This is a genomic window from Microcoleus vaginatus HSN003 (genome assembly GCF_022701255.1).
In the GTDB taxonomy this organism is placed as follows: domain Bacteria; phylum Cyanobacteriota; class Cyanobacteriia; order Cyanobacteriales; family Microcoleaceae; genus Microcoleus; species Microcoleus vaginatus_B.
In genome coordinates this window covers 659,781-681,359 of sequence record NZ_CP031705.1, presented here as the reverse complement: position 1 = coordinate 681,359, position 21,579 = coordinate 659,781, and the positions used below count along the sequence as shown (strand labels likewise).

The window sequence follows — 21,579 nt, the reverse complement described above, 5'->3', positions numbered from 1 at the left end:
ATGAGCGACGAACAGGAAAAAAAACAACTTTTGACTCAGCAACCGGAAACAATTTCCACTGCCACTGATGAGTTCGATCGCAGTGAAATTGCCCGTGGCGATGCAGCTTCAGCATCAGTAGAAACTCCCGCAGAAATTGTCGCGCCCGAAGATATTTCAACCCCCATCCACGAAGCCGAAACAATTCCCATTGCCGCCGATAGCGCGCCGACAACAACTCAACTTGCAAGTTATCCGCCTCCAACAATTCCAACTGCCAACCCCGAACCAAAACCAGCTCGATCCTGGCAAATCTTAGCAGTTTTTCTCAGCGGAATGTTAGTCGGTTCCGTCCTTAGTGTCGGCAGTTTGCTAGCGTGGAGAATGTATCAGGAAAGAGCGAACCTTCAAATCAAACTACCCGCTGACGTACCCCTCCCCGAAAGCCCTCCGCCTGTCGCAACAGCGCCCGCCAACCGCCGGCCCGGACTTCCCCCAGCACCTAGAACTCGACTGCCCGCCACAATCTATCCGTCGCCCAGCCCCACTCAAATACCCTCTCTGTCTGGCGTTCCGCAACTTGCTTCCCCGTTGCCTTCTCCTTTGCCTTCTCCTTTGCCTTCTCCTTTGCCTTCTCCTTTGCCTTCTCCTTCTCCCGCTGCGGTTGAAACCCCTGTAACCGAGCGAGTTTACTTTCAAGCTGGTGCTACGGGAACTACCCTGAGCAATAGTTTGCGAGCCAACATATCCAGGCGCTACTTACTAGAGTGCAATAGCGGCCAAAGCATGACAATAAATGTTCAAGAAGGTCAAGTTAGCGCCACAATTATTGCTCCTAACGGTGAAAATTTAGGTACTGCTGACAGCACAGGTCAGTGGCAAGCTCAACTAGCCAGTAGCGGCGATTATACTATTGAAATTTCAGGCGATCGCCAAGCAAACTACCAAGTTAAAATTGAAGTCAAATAGCAACTATAATTGTATCAGGGGGTAGTTACAAAATACATAAAGTCCCCCTGTAGCTAATTACAAATTACAAATTACTTATTACCAATGATCGCACAAGTATCTGAAAACATCTACGAAGCAAAAACTCAAGAAATTGCCCAAGAAATTTTGCGGGTAACTCAAGAGAAAAAGCGCTCTTTTTTCGGTCAACTCCAAGACCAAATGCGCTGGGACGACAAACTGATGGATTGGGCGATGGCCAGCCCCGGACTGCGGGTGCAGTTGTTTCGATTTATTGACTGTTTGCCTGCTCTCCGCAGCAGACCGGAAATTGCCCGCCACTTGCAAGAATACCTGACCGCCCAAGAGGTAGAATTGCCCGAAGCATTGAAAAAATTGCTCAACTTTGCTAGCCCGGATTCGGTTCCGGGTCAATTGGCTGCGACGACGGTGGCGCCTGCTGTGGAAACTTTGGCGCACAAGTATATTTCTGGGGAAAATATCAAGCAGGTAATTAAAACCTTAGAGCGACTTCGCAAAGATAAAATGGGTTTTACAGTTGACCTTTTGGGGGAAGCTGTCATTACTGAAACTGAGGCGCAAATTTATCTTAACCGCTATTTGGAATTGATGGAGGAACTCGCAAATGCAGCGAAGAATTGGTCACAGGTAGATGCAATTGACAAAGCTGACGGCGAAACTCTGCCGCGAGTGCAAGTATCCGTAAAATTAACAGCTTTTTATTCTCAGTTTGACCCCTTGGATGCTAAAGGTAGCGAGGAGAAAGTCAGCGAAAGAATTCGCCTGTTGCTGCGCCGCGCGAAGGAGTTGGGAGCGGCTGTTCATTTTGACATGGAACAGTATGCTTACAAGAGTTTAACTCTGAGCATTCTCAAAGACTTATTGTTAGAAGAAGAGTTTCGCAGTCGCACGGATATCGGAATTACATTGCAAGCATATTTGCGCGACAGTGCTCAAGATTTGCAAGGTCTTATTGCGTGGGCAAAAAAACGCGGAAATCCGGTAACTGTGCGACTGGTAAAAGGCGCTTACTGGGATCAGGAAACTATCAAAGCGATGCAGAAAGATTGGCCACAGCCGGTCTACAATGACAAAGTTACTACCGATGCAAATTTCGAGCAGATGACGCAGTTGCTGCTAGAAAATCACGAATATTTGTATGCAGCTATTGGCAGTCATAACGTGCGATCGCAAGCGAGGGCGATCGCCATTGCCGAAACTCTCAATATACCGCGCCGCCGCTTTGAAATGCAAGTGCTGTATGGCATGGGCGACAAATTGGCTAAGCTTTTGGTCGATCGGGGTTATCGCGTTCGAGTCTACTGCCCCTACGGCGACTTGCTGCCGGGAATGGCTTATTTGATCCGCCGTTTGCTGGAAAATACCGCCAACAGTTCTTTCATCCGGCAAAGTTCCGAAGAAATGCCGATCGAACAATTGTTAGCCGCGCCCGTTGCTAACGGAAATGACCAGCTAGTTTACAGCAAAGTATTTCCTAACGTTGCCGATACCGACTACGCCAATACCAAATTGCGGGAACAAGCAGAAACAGCCATCAAATCAGTGCGCGCCAACTTAGGCAAAACCTATTTACCCCTAATCAATGGCGAGTACCAAAATACTGAAGCAACAGTTAACTCCCTCAACCCTTCCAATCCCACAGAAGTAGTCGGCAAAATCGGATTGCTTTCCGAAGAACAAGCAAAACAAGCCCTTGAAGCAGCAAAATCAGCCTCCACCAGTTGGCGAAAAACCCCCGTTCGCCAGCGCGCCGGCGTCCTCCGCAAAGCCGCAGAGTTGATGGAACAGCGGCGGCACGAACTGTCAGCTTGGATGGTGTTTGAAGTCGGCAAACCTGTCAGAGAATGCGATGCCGAAGTCTCCGAAGCTATAGATTTTTGTCGCTACTACGCCGACGAAATGGAACGGTTAGACCAAGGAAAAAATTACGATATTCCCGGAGAAACTAACCGTTATAGCTATCAGCCACGTGGCATTTCTTTAATCATTTCGCCTTGGAATTTCCCACTCGCAATTCCCGTTGGCATGACAGTTGCATCGCTGGTTGCAGGTAATTGTACTTTGCTCAAACCTGCGGAGGTTTCCTCAGTAATTGCAGCAAAAATCACAGAAATTTTGCTGGAAGCTGGAATCCCCAAAGGCGTATTTCAATACGTGCCTTGCAAAGGTTCAACCGTCGGCGCTTACATGGTGAAACATCCTGACGTTCACATGATTACTTTCACCGGTTCTCAGGAAGTGGGCTGTCAGATTTATGCCGATGCTGCGATTTTGCAGCCGGGACAAAAACACCTGAAACGAGTAATTGCTGAAATGGGCGGAAAGAATGCAATTATTGTCGATGAAAGTGCGGATTTAGACCAAGCAGTTGCAGGCGTAGTTTATTCGGCATTTGGATATAGTGGCCAAAAATGTTCCGCTTGTTCGCGAGTAATTGTGGTCGAATCGGTGTACGATAATTTTGTGGCAAGATTGGTAGAAGCGACGCGATCGCTCAATGTCGGCCCCGCAGAAAATCCCGGCACTCAAGTTGGCCCTGTGATCGATGCAAATGCCCATTCGCGCATCCGCGAATACATCGAAACAGGCCGCGCCGAAGCTAAAATAGCTTTAGAAATGCCGGCACCGGAAACCGGTTATTTTGTCGGCCCAGTCATTGTTACGGAAGTATCGCCCACAGCAACTCTCGCCCAAGAAGAAATTTTCGGCCCAGTTTTGTCGGTGATGCGGGCAAAAAATTTCAGCGAAGCTATTGTTATTGCTAACGGCACAAATTTTGCTTTAACCGGCGGATTGTATTCTCGCACGCCTTCGCATATCGATCGAGCCGCATCCGATTTTGAAGTCGGGAACCTGTACATCAATCGCGGAATTACCGGCGCTGTGGTATCGCGGCAACCTTTTGGAGGATTCAAACTTTCGGGAGTTGGTTCTAAAGCGGGTGGCCCGGATTATTTGCTGCAATTCCTCGAACCCCGCACCATAACCGAAAATATTCAGCGGCAGGGTTTTGCGCCGATTGAAGGAGTGGATGATTAATCATTCCTTTGTTCGTAGTGAGGACTGAAGTCCTCTCTCTGGCTGTTAAGTTAGTAGGGTGCGCCTAGCGCACCTTACGGCTGGGGTAACAGAAAAAATTTGTGCGAGATTAGCTAGTTATAAAATGGAATCTACGAAAGATCGCGATCGACTAAATTCTCACAACCCTTCACTTGACAAGTGGCTGCGATTTTTAATTATCGCCGTATTAGTCATCGGTATTTTATTTCGATTCGCAAATCTCGATCGCAAATTTTACTGGATCGACGAAACATATACTTCTTTGAGAGTTTCGGGCTACACCGAAGCCGAAATTATCAAACAAATTTCGTACCAGAAAATAACCTCGCCTGCGGATTTACAAAAATATCAGCAGATAAATTCCGAAAAAACTTTAAGCGATACCCTGAATTCTTTAGCAACCGAAGACCCCCAACACCCGCCGCTGTATTACGTACTAGCGCGATATTGGGCGCAATGGTTCGGTAGTTCCGTTGCCGCAATGAGAAGTTTGGCCGCCGTGATTAGCCTGCTAGTATTTCCCGCAATTTATTGGCTGGCTTGGGAGTTATTTGAATCTTCAGCAGTAGCGTGGATGGCGATCGCAATTTTCGCAATTTCTCCCTACCACATCCTATTTGCCCAAGAAGCAAGACAGTACAGTTTGTGGACGGTAACTACTATTTTATCCAGTGCAGCCTTGCTGCGAGCAATGCGCTCTGGGGAAAATCAAAATGCTGTCCCCCTCGTTCTTTCCTGGGCACTTTATGCAGGCACAACAACACTGGGATTCTACACCCACTTGTTATTTGTCTGCGTCGCTGCCGCCCACGCAATCTACGTCGCAGTTATTGCCAACTGGCGGGATGTGAAAACATTCATTTCCTATTATGTAGCATCTTTAATTGCATTGAGTGGCTTCATGCCTTCCCTGGTAAATACTGTAGAAAACTTCAATCAAGTTAGAAGCACAACAGTATGGGCGGAACAAACAAATTACTTAAGATTAGTGAGCAGGTGGGTTGGTTCCCTCAGCATAGCATTTTTTGATATAGGCATTGATGGAACTGCCAACGCCACACAACTAGCCTTGCTAATTCCAGTTGGTATCATGATTTTAGCTTTGGTCGGCTATGCCCTTTATTTTCTGTGCCGAAAAACCCCAAAGCGAGTGTGGTTAATTGTATTATTATTAATTGCAACAACTGCTTTGTTTTTAGCAGTACCTGATATAATAAAAGGTGGAAGACGATCGGGAAATCCGCGATATTTAGTTCCTTGTTATGTGGGAATTCAGCTAGCAGTGGCTTACCTGCTGTCTACGAAAATTAGTAACAATTTGGAGAAGTTTAAACAGCACAAACTGTGGAAAATAGTTATAGTTGCAGTTTTTTCCGCAGGTATTATATCCGGTGGAGTTAGTTCTCAAGCAGACATTTGGTGGAATAAAGGCAGCGGTTGGTTGCGTGCCTTGGAAGTAGCCACGACTATCAATTCTGCCAGCAATCCCCTGATAATCAGCGATACCAACATTGCATACCTCATGCCTTTAAGTTATCACCTGCAACCAAAAGTAAAACTGCTAATAGAACCCCGCTGTTACACTTCTTGCTACAAAAATCGAGAATTGGCAAAGAAAAAACCCCAACCCCCGCAAGTTCCCGGCGGTTTCAGTGAGTTGTTTTTATACAGACCCTCCTCAAATTTGCGATCGGCAATTGAGCAACAAAACTATCAAATAGAGCCGGCTGACGCTAATGTTGAGCTTAATCTCTGGAAACTTACCAAAAAATAACCTAAAATTTTTCGGCAAAAAATGTCTGATTCACCGAGACAGACTGCCGAAAAAGAGGTGTTTGGAAGTATGTCGCAAGTATAGTTCAATAGGGTTGCTTTTCGCGTTAAGCTAGAAGTTAAGCATCCAAAAATAAGATCACAAATCTCAAATGACAGTCACTGAAACCTCGAATATTCGCAAACTGCTGTGCGATCCAGACTTAGGGCTGATCCCTCACCTAGAAAAGTGCCTGAAAGATTTGCACTCATCTGCGATCGCCAGTGGAGAGAAATTCAAGGTAGAACCTTACGATATAGAGTTCAAAAGCTGCCACACCCAGAAGCATCCCAACGACCAAAAACCCCTCGTCACCCAGTCAGTGTTAATCAAAGTTCCCCTGACTGGGAAAGTTCAAGACAAGATGCACCTATATCTGATCGCAACCGAGTTGCAAAACCAAATCGACTTCAAAATTATCGACTGGAGTGCCTTAGAACGCCGCCAATACGACATTCAGGGCATCCCATTAAAACAGCCGATCACCAAAATAGACGGCGAGATGAATTACGAGTTAGTATTCGATCGACCCAACTACTGCTGCATCACTCTCTGCCGCCAATTTGACTTAACTTACGCCGCCAATTTTTAATTGGGCTGGTAGTGGCGGGTTTCACCAACAATATTTAGGTTAATTAGCAATCTCTAAAACCCGCCACTATCCTACGGTAAACCCCTGGTAGATTTTTCGCATTCAACTCACATCTTGCATCATTGTCAATAAGCTTCTGATGAACAGGCAAGATGCCTGTTCCACAAGGGATGAATTTTATTGTGGAACAGGCATCTTGCCTGTTAAGCGAGAATGGTGCAATATCTCAGATTCGATACAAATCAATGTTGATGTAGATTGTTAGTTGTGTGGGGGCGGGTTGATGTAGATTGTTAGTAGCAATTGGATATTGTTTGTGAAACCCGCCCCTCGGAAATTTGGTAACAGTATATCAAGTCCATTACCAATTCCCAATTACCAATTATCAATTAATTCAAACCGCTCGATTGGCAGTTGCCGCAAGAATCCTCTTAATATCAGCAGGAGTCAGACTCGGATTAGCTTGCAACATCAAAGCTATCACGCCGGATACTTGTGGCACTCCCATTGAAGTACCCCCAAAATATCGATAGGGAATCCCCGGTTGAGAAAGTGGCACAGTTGAATAAACATCACCAAAATCCGCACTACCACCGTCGCCACCCGGAGCAACAAAATAATTAATAGTCTCCGCACCCGCCCGGTTAGAATAATCCCCAAACAAGCCATTTCGGGTAACACCGCCGACAGCAATTCCTACCTCATTGGCAAACCGAGCCGGGTAATCTACTTGTGGGCGAGCCTCATTTCCCGCCGCCGAAATCACGATCGCGCCTTGAGCTTCAGCCGCTCGAATAGCATTCAATTCTGCATCATTCAACTGTAGGCCGCCCAAACTCACATTAATAATCTTCGCTCCATTTGCCACCGCATAATTTATTGCATTAATTTCATCCCGAATTTTACCCACCCCGGCGCCATCAAGTATTTTCAAAGGCATAATCTTCGCAGTCGGAGCCGTTCCAGTAATCCCGACCCCATCTTTTTTCGCAGCAACTAAACCCGAGATATGAGTGCCGTGATTGTTATCATCCATCGGGTCATTATCGTTATTGACAAAATCCCATCCTCGGAAATCGTCAACAAAGCCATTGCCATCATCATCAACCCTGTTGCTAGCTTTATTGCGACCGATCGCATCCACACCGGTTTCCCCCGCATTACTCCAAATATTCCCTATCAAATCAGGGTGATTGTAGTCAACTCCGCTGTCGATAACTGCCACCACAATTCCGTCTCCAGTCAAGCCCTGGGCCCAAACCTCCGGAGCTTTAATTAAATCTCTGCCCCACTCGTCGCCGCCCAAGTCGGGAACGTCAGGAAAAGGTGCAGTACCTTGAGCTTGAGCAACTGCCGCCGCTGCATTTACCAAACCGAACCCAAAACGAGAGTCAAAACCTTGCAAGTTGCTCGGATTGTTAGGAGAAATAGTTGCAGGAGTTGCCGACAAATTTAGGGTGAAATCTGTACTGCCTTGGTATTGATAAACTCGGACAAAGTAAGTTCCTGCGGCTAAACCGTCGATGTCGATCGACTCCGGCGATAAATCCAATTCTTGAGAAGAAGCAATAATATCGGTGAAGTCAATAGAATTGTCGCCGTTAATATCTTTAATCACAGCAACGTCAACATCCGCCGTCAAACCGCTGACAGTTAATTTAAAGTCGCTAGTTGCAGGCAAAGTAAAGCGGTAAAGGCCGTCTGGGCGGGCGTTGCTAACCGAGTCTGCGATCGTTTGAGTGCCGCCCAAAACGCCTAAATCGCGAGCTTGATCGAGTTGGTTGCCCAATACGGTAGTTGCAGAGATGAATGTATCGGCGAGGTCTTGTGGAGATGCGTTGGCTACCAAGCCTAAAATAGCATTGGATTGGCGAATTCTAATTAATGTATTGGAAATACCGGGGGCGATCGATATTTCTTCGAGAATCAAGTCAGCTTCGCTAAGGTTGTCAGTCAGTCCGATCGAATCCACAAAACTGTTAAAGTCAGTAATAACGTCTGCAGCAGCCGGATCGGTGACTGCGGAGTCGCTGCGGAGGACAAAGGTATCGGGCCCCAAACCCCCTGTCAGCATATCTTTGCCACCATCGCCCACTAAAACGTCGCTGCCAGAGTCACCGTTGAGGGCGTCATCTCCCTTCCCTCCCTGCAAGGTATCGCTGCCGGCTTCGCCAAACAGGATGTCGCTGCTGACACCGCCGTTAAGCACATCGTTGTCTGCACCCCCTAACAGGGTATCGGAATTGCTGCCGCCGAGAATGCGATCGTTTCCATTATCGCCGCTGATGCGATCGGCATCCGACGAACCGACAATAAAATCGTTACCGCCGAGGGCAAAAAATCCGTTAGGATAAGGAGTCAAAAAGCCCGGAGTCAAGGCGAAACTATTGGGGCTATCATCTAAAAGATAGGAAAGACCGTCAGGGCTCGGGCCGGGCATAGAAATGTACTCCTAGTGAGGTATATCGATCTAAATTTTAGATTTTAAATTTAAGTTTGTGGTTAAAAACGCCCTAAATAGTCTGTAAGGCGCGCCTTACGCATAGTCTTTAGAGGTCTGCATAGGTTAGGTTAAACTGAGATGTTCCACCATTCTCAATTAATTGTTTAGGAACAGGCAAGATGCCTGTTCCACAAGAAAATTCATCTTTTGTGGAATGGGCCGGAGAACCCGTTCTTGACAAGGGTGGAAGATTTAAGGTTAAACAGATTGATTCCGTCATCTCATGCCGTGTAAATAAAGCACACTTCCGCCTTCGCCCCTCTAAAATATAAAATCTAAAACAGTAGAACTTAATCCCAAATTCAAAATCGGGATCAGAAAATGGGAAAACAACACTTGCATCGAATTCAGAATTTTTTCAATCTCGCGAAATCGCATTTAAAGCCTTATTTGCGCTATTTGATTTTGGGCGGGACGTTTTTATTTATTGCCAAAGCTTTTTTAACTCACTGGCGAGAAGTCGCGAATATCCAAATTCGAGCCGAAAGTTTTCCGTTGCTGGCGATCGCCCTTGGCGTCACTTTATTTTCTCTAATTTTTGTCGGCTGGGTGTGGATGTTGATTTTGCGGGAATTCCGCCAACCTGTAACTGCGGCGTGGGCGATTCAAGTTTTTCTCAAAACTAATATTGCCAAGTATTTGCCGGGGAATATTTGGCATTTTTGGGGTCGAATATTGGACGCCAAAAAGGCAGGCATTTTCCCCAAAGCTGCTACTCTCAGCGTGTTGCTGGAACCGCTGCTGATGGCTTCTGCAGGCGTTTTGATGGGGTTGATTTGTTTTGACCAAATCAATTGGTTTTTGCGGATTCTCGGTTGGGCTGCTATTTTAACGGCGATTCATCCCCGAATTTTAAATCCGATCGTTCTCTTTGTAGAGCGGTTGAAGTTATCAAAGAACAATGGGGAAAATTCCCAGACTGAGGAGGCTGCGGAGGAGCGACTAAATTTTCCTACAGAGTCTACCTCCAGTATAGCTAAAAAAACATCGAATGTCAAGTCGCACCGCAAAATTAATTTGCCAATTAAACGCTATCCTTTAGTGCCGTTAATCGGACAAATGTGTTTTATCGGATTGCGGGGCTGCGGTTTTTTGCTAACTGTAATGGTTTTAACTCCGGTGAACTTTAGCAATATTCCCAACTTGTTCGGTGCTTTTTGTTTTGCGTTTGTTGTCGGTTTAGTCGTACCGGGAGCACCGGGGGGAATGGGAGTATTTGAAGCAACGGCGATCGCCCTGTTGTCCGATCGCTTTTCTACGGGTATAATTCTGGGTGCGGTGGCTTTGTATCGGATAATTAGCATTCTGGCGGATGTTTCGGGGGCTGCTTTGGCAAAGCTCGATCGCCAGCGAAATCAGCGCAGTCAAAAAAGGCGAATTTGAAATCAAATATTTGAGGAATATAATTTGCTGCGTTCGAGGAATCTCTGAATCGGGCAATCTAGTAAAAGCTATAATCAAAGTCGTGAGTGCCAACTCACAGACTTAGGTAAATTACTTGAACTTTGGCTGACCGTGTAAATCCAATCATCTCAGTGGCAGCAAATTCATCACATTACAGGTTCTTTGAAATAATGACTCTAACCTTTGGTTAGCCATGACTCATAACAACAATCGAACGACAACAATTCGTTACCTTCTAATTACATCAGGTGTATTGGCGATCGGTGGATTAGGCTATCTTGCTTATACCATGTTGCACCAACGCAACGAAGTACGCTACTACGAATCCGAACAGCAATGTATTGTAGATGCGATGAACCAAAGCAACGGGTTCACCAAAGAGCAGTGTCAGGCTCAGTTCCGGTACGCAATGCAGGAATACGAACGCATTACGCCCGTGTATCGCACACAGCCAGAATGCCAAGAAGACACAGCAAGCATTTGCTCGCAGGTATCGAATTCCAGCGTTGCTACCCCCGGATGGCGACCAGAGTTCGGCGGCTTCTATTTCACCGATGATGTCGATGATGATGCCCCTCCAACAGTGGTTAACGGCGGCTCTAGCGGCTCCTACAGGGTTTATCCAGTGCAACCCGTTTACCGCTCCAACATCGGAATTGTAACTCCAGATAGAACCCAGATTACTCGTCCCCTACAGGGCATACCGCTAGATTCTCCCTCCTTTTCCTCCAGTCGCGACACCCCAAATCGCCCCCCAGGCCACGCAGCTCGGGGAACCATAAAGGGACGAGGGAGCTTTGGTAATTCTGTCCGATCCACGGGTTCTCTGGGAAGCGGAGGCAAGTGACATCGATTCCGGTTGCACTCCTTATCATTGTTGACTGTTGACTGTTGACTGTTGACTCGGGGTCAAAAAAATGAAAATTGCGCGAATTATTTGTTGGCCGCTTGATTCGACTTTACGCCCGACGATGAAGCACGGATTTGATATCCTGCCGACGCAGCCGGAATTAATATGATGCAAGCATTTTTGAGCGGCGATTCATCCCACAACTATTTTTTCTCTAGTTCTTTTCTCTGTTTTTGTAGAGCCTTTAGTTCCACACCACTAGCAAGGTGCTTCATCTATGTATCCCTTTTTGTTTCAGCGACGACGCAACTGGCAGCAGCACGTATTAGATAACGCCTACCAATGTCAGCCTCTTGCAGACATCAACCAACGCTACTGGGCAGAAGCCTTACACCGTCCCTTCGGGGTGATGTTTTCGCGCCAGGAAGAGGCGAGGATCTGGGATGCTACTGAGGCTCTTTGGGATATGTGTCGGGAGTTTTTGGACTGGTTTTTCACCGCTGATGGCCTAGAAAATCGGATGAAAAAACTTGCTATTCCCCCTGCTTTCTGGGAAGCAATTCAGGTTTCGTGGGATCGGGTTGACGAAGCAGAAGATATGTCTCTTTATACCCGTTTCGATCTTGCCGTCACTGAAGATGGAAAAATTAGCCTTCTAGAAATCAACGGCGAAACTCCTCTCTTGGGTGCAGAAACGGTCTATCAATGGCTGTGGTTAGATGACATGAAAAAACCAAGCCGAGATTTGCGATCGCTCCCCAACGATGCCAATCAGTTCAACAACTTTTGGGATGAAGTTGCAGGTCGATTCCGCACTCTAAGCCGTCATTATGATTTAAAGCAGTTCGGTCTGAGCTTGTTAATTGACGAGCATCTGTCAGAAGATACCGAGATGGCAGGACAACTGGTAGAAATTATTAATCAAGAATTGGGAAACGATCGCTTTTTCACCCAACTGGTAGGATTGCGTAACCATCTGGGCGTGGATGAAGAAGGATTTTTTGTCGATCAATTCAATAATCGGATCTTGCGGCTGTGGAAAATCGTCGATTGGCTGGATTTGCAACTCGCCAGCCAATCCTTTAACGCAGATGAAGCCCTAGCATCGCGCCTGATAGCAGGGGACGTGAAAATCATTGAACCACTGTGGAAACAGATTTTAAGCAATAAAGGATCGATGGTGTGGATGTGGGAATTATTTGGCAACCACCCAGTGTACGCTCAATTCTTGCTACCGACTTTCTTCACAGATACTATCTCGATCGAATCCACAGCATTACTGACCCAAATGCACGTCAAAAAGCCCCTCGTGGGTCTAGAAGGTGTTGGGGTTTCTATTGAAACAGGCGATTTTGTTGCCGGAGCCGTTCACGCCCGCGAGGCGATGGGCTACGATCGCGAAGGATTCATTATTCAGTCCTATCAACCCTTGCCCGAATATTTTGGCTACCACTTCGTCGTAGGTTCCTGGATTGTTGGCGATACTCCATCCGGCATCGTATTGCGCGGAGATACCAATCCGATCACCGGACGACATTGCTTAATCGTTCCGCATATCGTGAGCGATCGTCTGGTGAATACTTAAATTCTAATCAGAAAAACTATGAAATTACAAACTCATGATGTCCGGGGAATTCCAATTCTTAGCAGTGAGTGGAGTGTAGATGAATTTATTGCCGATGAGTTTAAAATTCCCGAAGTCGCGCCTACAATTCAGGCTGGATTTATGGATCTCCTCAGCCGAGATGTGTTCTCTGAGGGAGACAGTCAGCCACTCTACGAGCATCTGCTATCTCGCAGTTCCGAGTTCTCGTTAGAATTCATGAGTGCGATCGAACTTTGGCTGCAAGACGAATTACGGCACTACGTTGCTCTACGTAAGGTCTATCACATGGTATCAGGTTTGTCCCCAGAGGCGATCGACCAAAAAAACCAGAGTCGGGTGCATGAACTCGAACCAATCTCGTTTCTGATTGAGAACGAATTCACCATTCTAGTTGGTTTAATGTTTGACGAAATGGGTTCCGTGTGGTCTTATCACCGGGATATTAAGGAATTCTACCAACACTATGGGAACGGCTTTGCTCGCGTAGGACATTTGGTGACGCAGGATGAGGGGCGGCATTTTAGGAATGCTGCAACTCTCATCCAACATCGTCATCCCGACAAAATTGATCAGATCGAACCCTTATTAGAAAAGATTAGCGAGATCGAAGTCGGTCTTGCTTATTATCCCAAGACTTTCTTTCTCGATCACGCTCAGGAAAGAGACCGCTTTCCGCAAGATTTTAATACCCAGGTGATTCAAAGAATTCTCTCCTTTTTCTAACAGAATTACCAATTTAATCACTGGATCAACATTATTATACTTTCCGTGGCGATCGAGCATCTCCAACCTGACGCACCCTACCGCAACTTTCTCTTTCTCCTCTAACTCTCTCTGTGTCCTCTGTGTCCTCTGCGGTTAAAAACTCTAATTCTTATATGAATTAAAGCATTTTTTCCAGAAATTGCTTGGCGCGATCGCACTTTGGGTTGCTAAAAAACTCCTGCGGCGGCACATCTTCCGCCACCTTTCCGCCATCCAAAAACAAAATCCGGTGGGCGACTTCCCGCGCAAAGCCCATTTCGTGAGTTACAATTGCCATTGTAATTCCGGTTTTCGTCAAAGCTTTCATCACATCTAAAACTTCTTTAACCATTTCTGGATCGAGTGCAGAAGTCGGTTCGTCCATCAACAAAATTTCCGGTTCCATAGCCAAACAGCGGGCGATCGCCACCCGCTGTTTTTGTCCCCCCGAAAGCTTAGAAGGATAAACCTCTGCCTTATCTGACAAACCCACTTTTTCCAGCAATTCTAACCCCTTCAGACGCGCCTCATCCTTAGCAATTTGCTTCACCTTTACAGGCGCATAGATCACATTTTGCAGCACAGTCATGTGCGGGAACAAGTGGAAATGCTGAAAAACCATCCCTACTTTCTGGCGGATTTTCATAATATCTGCCTTCGGCAAAGTAATATCCACCCCATCAATGTATATGTGTCCAGCAGTCGGAATTTCCAGTAAATTCAAACACCGCAAAAAAGTAGATTTGCCGCACCCCGAAGGGCCGATAATGGCAATCACTTCTCCTTTATGAATCTCAGTAGTTATCTCGCGCAAAACCTTCAGATTGCCAAAAGATTTATACAGGCGATCGACCTTAACTGCTACTTTGGAGTCTACGTTCGAGTACATTGGCCCCCCAAGTTAAACTAAGCACCATCAAATAATAAATTGCGCCGACAAATATCAAAGGTTCAAAGTAAATATACTTTTCTGCTCCCACAATTGTAGCGCGGCGCAGCAAGTCTTCTACGCCAATTACTGAAACTAAAGCTGAATCCTTCAGCAAAGCAATACTTTCATTCACCAATGCAGGCAAAATATTTTTCAAGGCTTGCGGCAAGATAATATCACCCATCATCAGTTTGTAGGGAACACCAAGGGATTCTGCGGCTTCTTTTTGACCTTTATCTACGGCTTGAATTCCCGCGCGGATTGTTTCGGAAATATAAGCCCCAGAATTCAGGGAAAAAGTAATGACGCCAGCTTGCAGCGCCGATATATTATAGCCTGTAAGCTGCGGTGTTGCAAAATAAACTAAAATCAACTGCAAAATTAGCGGCGTTCCTCGAAAAATTGAGGTGTAAGCAGTGCCAAACCAGAACAGCGGTTTAATGCTAGAAATCTTAAACAGAGACAGCACGATTCCCCAGAGGAATCCCAGAAATCCCGACAGCAAGGTAAAAGTTAGCGTTACCCAAATCCCGGACAAAATATAAGGCAAACTCGGCAAGATTTTGCCAAAATCTAACCGGAACTTGGACACTACCGGAGGCTGATTTGCTTGAGCAGGTTCTTGCGGAATTGGTCGAGAAAACCACTTAGTAGCTAGTTCCTTAATTTGACCGCTGGCTTTCATTTGCTGAAGGACTCGGTTGAATTCGGGAACTAATCTCGAACCTTTCGGAAAGGCGATCGCCGAACCGCTTTCTTCAGTATTCGGGATTGTGTTAAATTCCAAGTCCGGGTTCGCTGCTGCATAACCCGTAGCGACAGTATCCTCGATCACTCCTGCCGCGATCCGGTTCGATTTAATTTCTTGAATGATGTCAGGAATCCTATTGAGAGCAGCCAGTTGCACACCGGGCATTTTTTTCACAGCTTCCTGCTGAATGCTTCCGAGTTGAACGCCTACTTTTTTCCCGGCTAAATCTTCAGCTTTGGTCAAATTGCTGCCTTTATTGGCGACAATTGTATTTTGAGCTTCGTAGTAAAGGTCAGAAAAAGCAACATTTTTTTTCCTTTCTGCTGTGGGAGTCATTCCAGCCATCACAAAATCGGCTCTTCCCGCCTGCAAAGCGGGAATTAAGCCGTTAAAATCCATGCCAATTACTTTCAGCTCATAGCCTAATTTTTTAGTAATATATTTGGCAATATCGATGTCAAAACCGATGATTTCGTTGCCGCTAACAGCCGTATCTTTAAATTCATAGGGCGGGTAGTCTGGGGAAGTCGCCAGTGTTAAAGTCTTGTTGGCTTGGGCGTAGCTGGCGATCGCAATTAAACAAAAGGCGATCGCGATCGCCGCCGCCAGCATTGATTTTAATTTTAAACGTTTCATATCGAACATTGTCCTAAAAAATCCCCTCGCACAGAAAATATACCACAAATCGGAATCAAGTCACCCTCGTAAAGGAAGATATACTCCTGGACGAACGGCTTGCCAGAAACCGGGTTTGATGGACAAACAAACGGCCTAATTAGCCTTTAATAAGGGTAAAAAAATCGGGTATAAAGGTATTAATGCGCCCAGGGATAAAGATAAATAATTGTGCCACTAACTTATATTTAAAAAAGGTCCGTAAGGCACATTTTTTAACAATTTAGAAAGTAAAGCTTGTTTGCTAAATTCCCACCCATGTTGTAGCGTTGTCCTAGTTGCGGATCGCTCCTTTGCTATTAACTTATCGCAGCGCTCATCTAAATCAGATTAAAGAGTGCGTTGTTTATCCTGTTTGTATTTACTTTATGGAGCGAGCTAAATATTTGTGTGCCTACGGCAGCACTCCCAGAGGTGAAATTAATTGGTACAAATATCGGCTCTATCGCATTATTTCAAAACGTCTAGAATCCTTGGATTGGCAAGATGCTCGGGTTCCGCAATTACTCAAAGAAAAATATCAGGAAAATAACCTGCCAACTCCCAGAACAGTTAAAGATATGTTAAAGGAAGCTTGGGGCTGCGATTTTTATAAAGAAACTGCGCTGATGGTATTGCGGTTCGATCGCACTTTCGCTCAATCCTACCTGCAAGGAATCAGCATTCACTCTACCTGTACCGCCATAGATATCGATCGCGCCGCCACATTAATCAAACAATATACTCCCAACCCAGAACATCGATCGGCTCTTTTAGAAATCCTCCAGTCTCGCCCAACCGACGATGCTTACTACCAAGTCACTTACCGAGAGACAGACTACTACCCGCTGAGGTGGTTGCGAGCTTTAGGTTCAGAAGTCGAGATTCTGCTACCTTGGGACTTGCGACAGAAAATGGCCGTAGAAATCCAAAAAACTCAGAACTTGTACCAATAGTCTTTTGCTCGATAATTATCAAAACTATTGTGGAAAACTTGCATATTTCTGGGGAAAACCCCCCTTTTCCTGTGGAAAACTGCCACTCAATTAAGTGCGATCGCTCTAATTCCCTTGATAGCCTTTAAAAAATTGGAGGAATTGCGATCGCAAAAATCGCCTTCCTCCTTCATCCCTCAAGCTGCTGTTTGCTGGGGATACACCCTACATTTTTTCTCCTTCCTGCTTCCTCTTTCCTTCTTCCTTTTCTTCAGAATCGTAGCTAATTTGGTCGGAATGGTAAGCCGGCGGCTCAACGTGAATTAAGATGCGTACAGGGCTGAAACGTTGTTCCAAACGGGCTTCTACTTCTTCTGTAATCCGGTGAGCAGTTTCTACATCGACAGCATCCACAATCATGTGCATCTCAATAAATACTTGACGCCCTACAACGCCACGGGAGGCGATCGAGTGACAGTTAACAACCCCCGGTACATCGATCGCGATAGCCTGAATAACTTCCGGTGCGATCGCCATTTCATCCACCAACCAAGGCAGATTTTCTGTTAAAACCTTCCAACCGCTGCTAAATACCAAAACAGCCACAGGAAAAGACAAAAACACATCCAGGGATTGTAATTGAGGTATATTCCAAACCTGCCCTTGCCAAACACCAATCAACCCGCCGATGACCATAATTGTCACCCAAACATCGCTCATTGTGTGCTGAGCGTCAGCCACCAAAATCGCGCTCCCAAGGCGTTTCCCAACCCTGCGCTCGTAAAAAGTAACAAAAATATTAATTCCCAGGACAATCAACAAAATCCACAGTTCATTTGGGGATATTTTGACAACTTTACCCCCGTTAATCAGCCTTTCAACAGCGCCGCTGAGAATTTCAAAACAGGCAATTCCCAGAAAAACAGCTATTCCCAGAGCTCCGAGAGCGTCAAATTTTTGGTGTCCGTAGGGATGATCGCGATCGGGCTGCGGATTGGCATAATGATTAGTTACCAATCCTAAAATATTATTAGCGCTGTCCGTGACGCTGTGCAAAGCATCTGCCAGCAAACTGAGGGAACCTGTCAGCCATCCCACGGCTGCTTTAATTGCCATCACCAGCAAATTTAGCAATAAAGTAATTATTAAAACCTTGCGGACTTCGGAACGGTTATCGGCAACCATAAAATCTCCTCGATCAGCCGTCAAGTTTTCTGGCTTCTAGTTTAAAGCTTATCAAGTCATAACAGGTTAAAAGTATTGCTGAATCTAGCTTGCGACTAGATTTATATTCATTAATTTAGCCGAGCTTCTTGAGACAAATTTTAATTAATAGCAGTTTCGCAGTCCAATAGAGCTGGAATGTACTTCTTTTGGGTTACTATATTTTTTATCATTAACAATAGTATGTTAAATTTCATTGCCCATGTCTCTTTCTCCGCTGACACTGAATTTAGTCGAAGGTTCTGTCTCGTTTAGCTTTTCCCCGCAAGCCGCGCGGGATTTGCAAAGCGAAATTGCCGCTTTGATGGAAAGCTTGAAAGCTGTAGCAGCCAAAACCGCTGGCGCTAAAGCTTCTCCCCAAAAACCGATGGAATATCGATATGCAGGAGATGTATTTTTGGAAGTTTTCTGCAACCCGAATATCTGGCCAACTCCTTTTGCTGCCAAAGTGCTGATTACGGTTAGGGACGATCGCGTGCGCGTGACCACCGAAGCCGAACTCAGCCGCCTGCGTGACGATCTCGCTCAGTATATCGAACAAGTCGGTTGAGAATCTCAACCTCGATCGTTTGTAGTTAATAGGTTGAATCTGAGTTCAGATACAATTCTCAAGAACAGGCTTTCCGGCCTGTTCCACAAACATTAAATTTTCTTGTGGGGTGGGCTTCTAGCCCGCCCGTGAAAGGATTACTGACAAAGGATAGCTATCTGCTGGCGAAGCCGACCATTCCCACATTGATCCTGCATAATTCTTAGCATTAAACCCCACATTTGTCAAGACAGAAGTCAACCATGCAGAGCGAATTCCCCCGGAGCAATAACTCACAATTTGAGTTGACTGCGAAACTCCTTTTTGCAGCAAAATAGCGACAATTTCGCCACGACTCAGCAGTTGTCCTTGTTTGTCCATCAACTGTTTGTAGTAAAGGTGAACCGCACCGGGAATGTGGCCGCCCCGCTTTTCTCCGTAAGGTGTTTTACCTGCATATTCTCGCGGTTCTCTGGCGTCGATAACTACTAAATTATCATTGCCTAAAATAGCTTTCAATTCATCCCGCTGAATTTCCCACTTCGAGGGGCGAGATAGGACAAAATCTCCTGTTTTGGGTGGATTGTTTGCAGCTTTTACTTGAGAAATTCCAGCTTTGATGAAAGCTCGATATCCTCCATCGACAAAAACGGCTTTTTCATGCCCCAAAGTCCGCAACATCCAAACAATCCGCCCCTCTTCGCCCCACCCTTTAACCGGATCGGCAACGACTATCACAGGTTTGTCTTGACAAATACCAATTGCTTGCAGTTTTTGAGTTAAAACTGTGTTATTTTCGATAATTTTTCCCTTGTGGGGAAAGTGCGATTGAGAAAATTCCTGCCAAGTTACGGGAATAGCGTTGGGGAGGCGGCCAAAGCACTTTAAAATAGGTGCGCGAGCATCTAGTAAAGTAGCTTCTTGTTGCAGCACTTGCTTAGCTACATCTGCATTTATTATCCAGTTATTTGCCAAATTATACACTAAATTACATAGTAAATTCGACATAATTTATTGAGCAATTTTGCCTGTGCCCGCAGCGCAGTATAAATCCCGACCGTCATACATTGGATTAGCTGGTTTAGTCTGGCCAGGAGCAGCATTTAGACACAAGATTGTTTGTGTCTTATTTCCCACCAAAAAGACTCCCCCCACAAAACTTTTGAGATTAGCTTGCTTCGATACTCCGTAGTTAAATACAGCACCTTTTTTCACCATGCCGATCGAGTAGCTATAATTTGGTGCATCTGGTTTAATTTGGAGACCCATATAAACCAATAGATTGGAAACAGAACTTGTAAAACCTGCTTTTTCAGCATAGTAAACTTGCTGAGCTTTATTCATCGAACCCACAAATTTTTTGGCTTGTGATTCCTTAGCTTTAAGCGTTGGTGAGACTTGAGCTTCCGAGACAGGACTGAAAAAAACTGGCAGAGTTAGAGCTGCAATCGCAACTTTGATCTGCCAGTTGCTGCTGCTATAAATCCTGCTTAATTTCACAGAAACCAGGTGGAATGAGCAGTTGAGAAACATATAATTAAACTAATTGTTTTGCTTGAAACTGTTTCAACGCCCAAGGAGCAACCGTGCCGTGTTCTGTAATAATTCCTGAGATTAATTCCGCCGGGGTTACGTCAAAAGCGGGATTGTAAAATTCGACTCCCACAGGACAAATTCGCGTAGTTCCAACTTGATACATTTCAACTGGATCGCGTTCTTCAATGGGGATTTTGCTGCCGTCGGGAAGTTCAAAATCAATTGTTGACAGAGGGGCGGCGACAAAGAAGGGGACATTGTGAGCTTTGGCAACAATTGCTAAACTGTAAGTGCCAATTTTATTGGCAGCGTCGCCGTTAGCAGCGATTCTGTCTGCACCGACAACTACTGCGTGAATCATGCCAAGTTTCATGCAGTGAGCAGCCATATTGTCGGCTATTAATGTGACAGGAATTCCTTCTTGCACACATTCCCAAGTGGTGAGTTTTGCACCTTGGAGACGGGGCCGAGTTTCGTCTGCAAAAACTCTTCCGAGTCTTCCTTCTCGCCAAGCAGAACGAAATACACCTAAAGCAGTTCCGTAGCCGGCTGTTGCTAATGCACCTGCATTGCAGTGAGTTAGTAAGTTCAATTTTTCGGGTGTAGCGGGCAGAACTTCTAAACCTTTGTCGCCGATATCTTTACAAGTTTGCAAGTCTTCTGCTTGAATGGTTTTGGCCATTTCTAACAAAGTTTTTTGCACTTGTTCGACAGAACCGCTAGTTCTCTCGGCAGTTTTGAGCATTCGCGATATTGCCCAAAACAAATTAACCGCAGTGGGACGAGTGGAACGCAATAACTCGCCAACTTGTTCTAATTTAGCGAGAAATTCGGTGCGATCGCCCGTTTCGATTTCTCGCGCCCCCAAATACATCCCGTAAGCTGCTGCTACCCCGATCGCCGGAGCACCTCGGACGATCATAGTTTTAATCGCCTCAGCCATATCTTCGCAGCGGCTAATTTCGACTACACCGTATTCTTTCGGGAGTCGGTTTTGGTCAATTAGCAGAACTCTGTCTTCTTTCCAAGTGACGGGGGAAACAGGGGAGTTTTGAGGGGTCATCGATTTCAATGATGTGAGGGACAAGTTTCTATGATGCCATGAAGGCGACTATTCCTCTATGTTATGAGGGACACGCTGAATTTGCCAAAATCCCAGCCCTGCGGTTTGAGATTCGAGACTGGAGATTTGAGATTGAAGAATTGCTGGATACCTACCACTCTCTGGGTTTGGAACTTATACAGAGTTGGATTCTTTTTCACAAAAGTGTACTTAGTAAAAAACCGAACATTAAGTTGTGTAAATTATACTTACGTTTTTTGAAAAATTTCCGTAATCGGGAACAAGCTAGCTGTACCTGGGGTCTGTTTTTTTTAAGTTGAGAATGAAAAAGTGCGATCGAGCAACTTTCCCGCTCCAACAGATTTACAATAATCACAAAAATAGATAATTGTAAAGCTTTGTTTGTACAACTTTT

General features: G+C 45.6%; 18 protein-coding genes. 11 read left to right on the top strand and 7 right to left on the bottom strand.

Translation table 11 applies throughout. The annotated features are described in order from the left end of the window. The 4 genes from D0A37_RS02945 (at position 1) to D0A37_RS02930 (ending at position 6,434) form a co-directional block, all read left to right on the top strand. Positions 1 to 948 (top strand): hypothetical protein, encoded by a 948-nt coding sequence (locus D0A37_RS02945; RefSeq protein WP_242720837.1) that lies wholly within the window; start codon positions 1 to 3, stop codon positions 946 to 948. Positions 949 to 1,032: 84 nt separating this feature from the next. Continuing rightward, positions 1,033 to 4,008 (top strand): L-glutamate gamma-semialdehyde dehydrogenase, encoded by a 2,976-nt coding sequence (gene pruA, locus D0A37_RS02940; protein ID WP_242720834.1) that lies wholly within the window; start codon positions 1,033 to 1,035, stop codon positions 4,006 to 4,008. 124 nt (positions 4,009 to 4,132) lie between these two features. Beyond that, the gene (locus D0A37_RS02935; protein WP_242720831.1) at positions 4,133 to 5,803 is read left to right on the top strand and encodes a glycosyltransferase family 39 protein; all 1,671 of its coding nucleotides are present in this window, start codon (positions 4,133 to 4,135) and stop codon (positions 5,801 to 5,803) included. 151 nt (positions 5,804 to 5,954) lie between these two features. Continuing rightward, positions 5,955 to 6,434, top strand: coding sequence for a hypothetical protein (locus D0A37_RS02930; RefSeq protein WP_242720828.1), 480 nt, complete (start codon positions 5,955 to 5,957; stop codon positions 6,432 to 6,434). A gap of 394 nt (positions 6,435 to 6,828) precedes the next feature. Here the strand turns inward: D0A37_RS02930 and D0A37_RS28860 are convergent, their stop codons facing one another. Beyond that, positions 6,829 to 8,874, bottom strand: a complete 2,046-nt coding sequence (locus D0A37_RS28860) for a S8 family serine peptidase (RefSeq protein ID WP_278187146.1) — start codon at positions 8,872 to 8,874, stop codon at positions 6,829 to 6,831. A 182-nt stretch (positions 8,875 to 9,056) separates the two neighbouring features. Here D0A37_RS28860 and D0A37_RS02910 point away from each other — a divergent pair, with 182 nt between their 5' ends. From D0A37_RS02910 to D0A37_RS02890, 5 genes are all read left to right on the top strand, one after another. Beyond that, entirely contained in the window at positions 9,057 to 9,209 is a 153-nt protein-coding gene (locus D0A37_RS02910) for a hypothetical protein (RefSeq protein WP_242720826.1), read from the top strand. A gap of 49 nt (positions 9,210 to 9,258) precedes the next feature. After that, entirely contained in the window at positions 9,259 to 10,320 is a 1,062-nt protein-coding gene (locus D0A37_RS02905) for a UPF0104 family protein (protein WP_242720823.1), read from the top strand. Between the two features lie 214 nt (positions 10,321 to 10,534). Then, positions 10,535 to 11,188 (top strand): DUF1190 domain-containing protein, encoded by a 654-nt coding sequence (locus D0A37_RS02900; protein WP_242720820.1) that lies wholly within the window; start codon positions 10,535 to 10,537, stop codon positions 11,186 to 11,188. Positions 11,189 to 11,468: 280 nt separating this feature from the next. Continuing rightward, positions 11,469 to 12,776 (top strand): glutathionylspermidine synthase family protein, encoded by a 1,308-nt coding sequence (locus D0A37_RS02895; protein ID WP_242720816.1) that lies wholly within the window; start codon positions 11,469 to 11,471, stop codon positions 12,774 to 12,776. An 18-nt stretch (positions 12,777 to 12,794) separates the two neighbouring features. After that, positions 12,795 to 13,520: a hypothetical protein gene (locus D0A37_RS02890; RefSeq protein ID WP_242720813.1), complete on the top strand. Its 726-nt coding sequence runs from the start codon at positions 12,795 to 12,797 to the stop codon at positions 13,518 to 13,520. Between the two features lie 160 nt (positions 13,521 to 13,680). Here the strand turns inward: D0A37_RS02890 and D0A37_RS02885 are convergent, their stop codons facing one another. Both D0A37_RS02885 and D0A37_RS02880 read right to left on the bottom strand, forming a co-directional pair. Next, positions 13,681 to 14,430: an amino acid ABC transporter ATP-binding protein gene (locus tag D0A37_RS02885; RefSeq protein WP_242720810.1), complete on the bottom strand. Its 750-nt coding sequence runs from the start codon at positions 14,428 to 14,430 to the stop codon at positions 13,681 to 13,683. Next, the gene (locus tag D0A37_RS02880) at positions 14,396 to 15,859 is read right to left on the bottom strand and encodes an ABC transporter substrate-binding protein/permease (RefSeq protein WP_242720807.1); all 1,464 of its coding nucleotides are present in this window, start codon (positions 15,857 to 15,859) and stop codon (positions 14,396 to 14,398) included. The genes D0A37_RS02885 and D0A37_RS02880 overlap by 35 nt, the downstream gene beginning before the upstream one ends. A 332-nt stretch (positions 15,860 to 16,191) precedes the next feature. Here D0A37_RS02880 and D0A37_RS02875 point away from each other — a divergent pair, with 332 nt between their 5' ends. Then, a complete protein-coding gene (locus tag D0A37_RS02875) occupies positions 16,192 to 16,833 on the top strand; it encodes a TIGR03985 family CRISPR-associated protein (RefSeq protein WP_242720803.1) in 642 nt (213 codons plus the stop codon). A gap of 204 nt (positions 16,834 to 17,037) precedes the next feature. Here the strand turns inward: D0A37_RS02875 and cdf31 are convergent, their stop codons facing one another. Then, positions 17,038 to 17,997 (bottom strand): CDF family zinc efflux transporter Cdf31, encoded by a 960-nt coding sequence (cdf31, locus tag D0A37_RS02870; RefSeq protein WP_242720800.1) that lies wholly within the window; start codon positions 17,995 to 17,997, stop codon positions 17,038 to 17,040. A 241-nt stretch (positions 17,998 to 18,238) separates the two neighbouring features. Here cdf31 and D0A37_RS02865 point away from each other — a divergent pair, with 241 nt between their 5' ends. Further along, on the top strand, positions 18,239 to 18,586 hold the full coding sequence (locus tag D0A37_RS02865; RefSeq protein ID WP_015174783.1) for a hypothetical protein: 348 nt from the start codon (positions 18,239 to 18,241) through the stop codon (positions 18,584 to 18,586). Positions 18,587 to 18,703: 117 nt separating this feature from the next. On the opposite strand, the gene D0A37_RS02860 is transcribed toward D0A37_RS02865, so the two are convergent. The 3 genes from D0A37_RS02860 to mtnA are packed head-to-tail and all read right to left on the bottom strand — an operon-like array spanning position 18,704 to position 21,164. Continuing rightward, a complete protein-coding gene (locus D0A37_RS02860) occupies positions 18,704 to 19,573 on the bottom strand; it encodes a sulfurtransferase (RefSeq protein ID WP_242720798.1) in 870 nt (289 codons plus the stop codon). A 3-nt stretch (positions 19,574 to 19,576) separates the two neighbouring features. Next, positions 19,577 to 20,065 carry a type IV pilin-like G/H family protein gene (locus D0A37_RS02855; RefSeq protein ID WP_242720795.1) on the bottom strand — a complete coding sequence of 163 codons (489 nt, stop codon included), beginning with the start codon at positions 20,063 to 20,065 and terminating at the stop codon, positions 19,577 to 19,579. Positions 20,066 to 20,102: 37 nt separating this feature from the next. Then, entirely contained in the window at positions 20,103 to 21,164 is a 1,062-nt protein-coding gene (gene mtnA, locus D0A37_RS02850) for an S-methyl-5-thioribose-1-phosphate isomerase (protein WP_242720792.1), read from the bottom strand. Positions 21,165 to 21,579 lie beyond the last annotated feature (415 nt).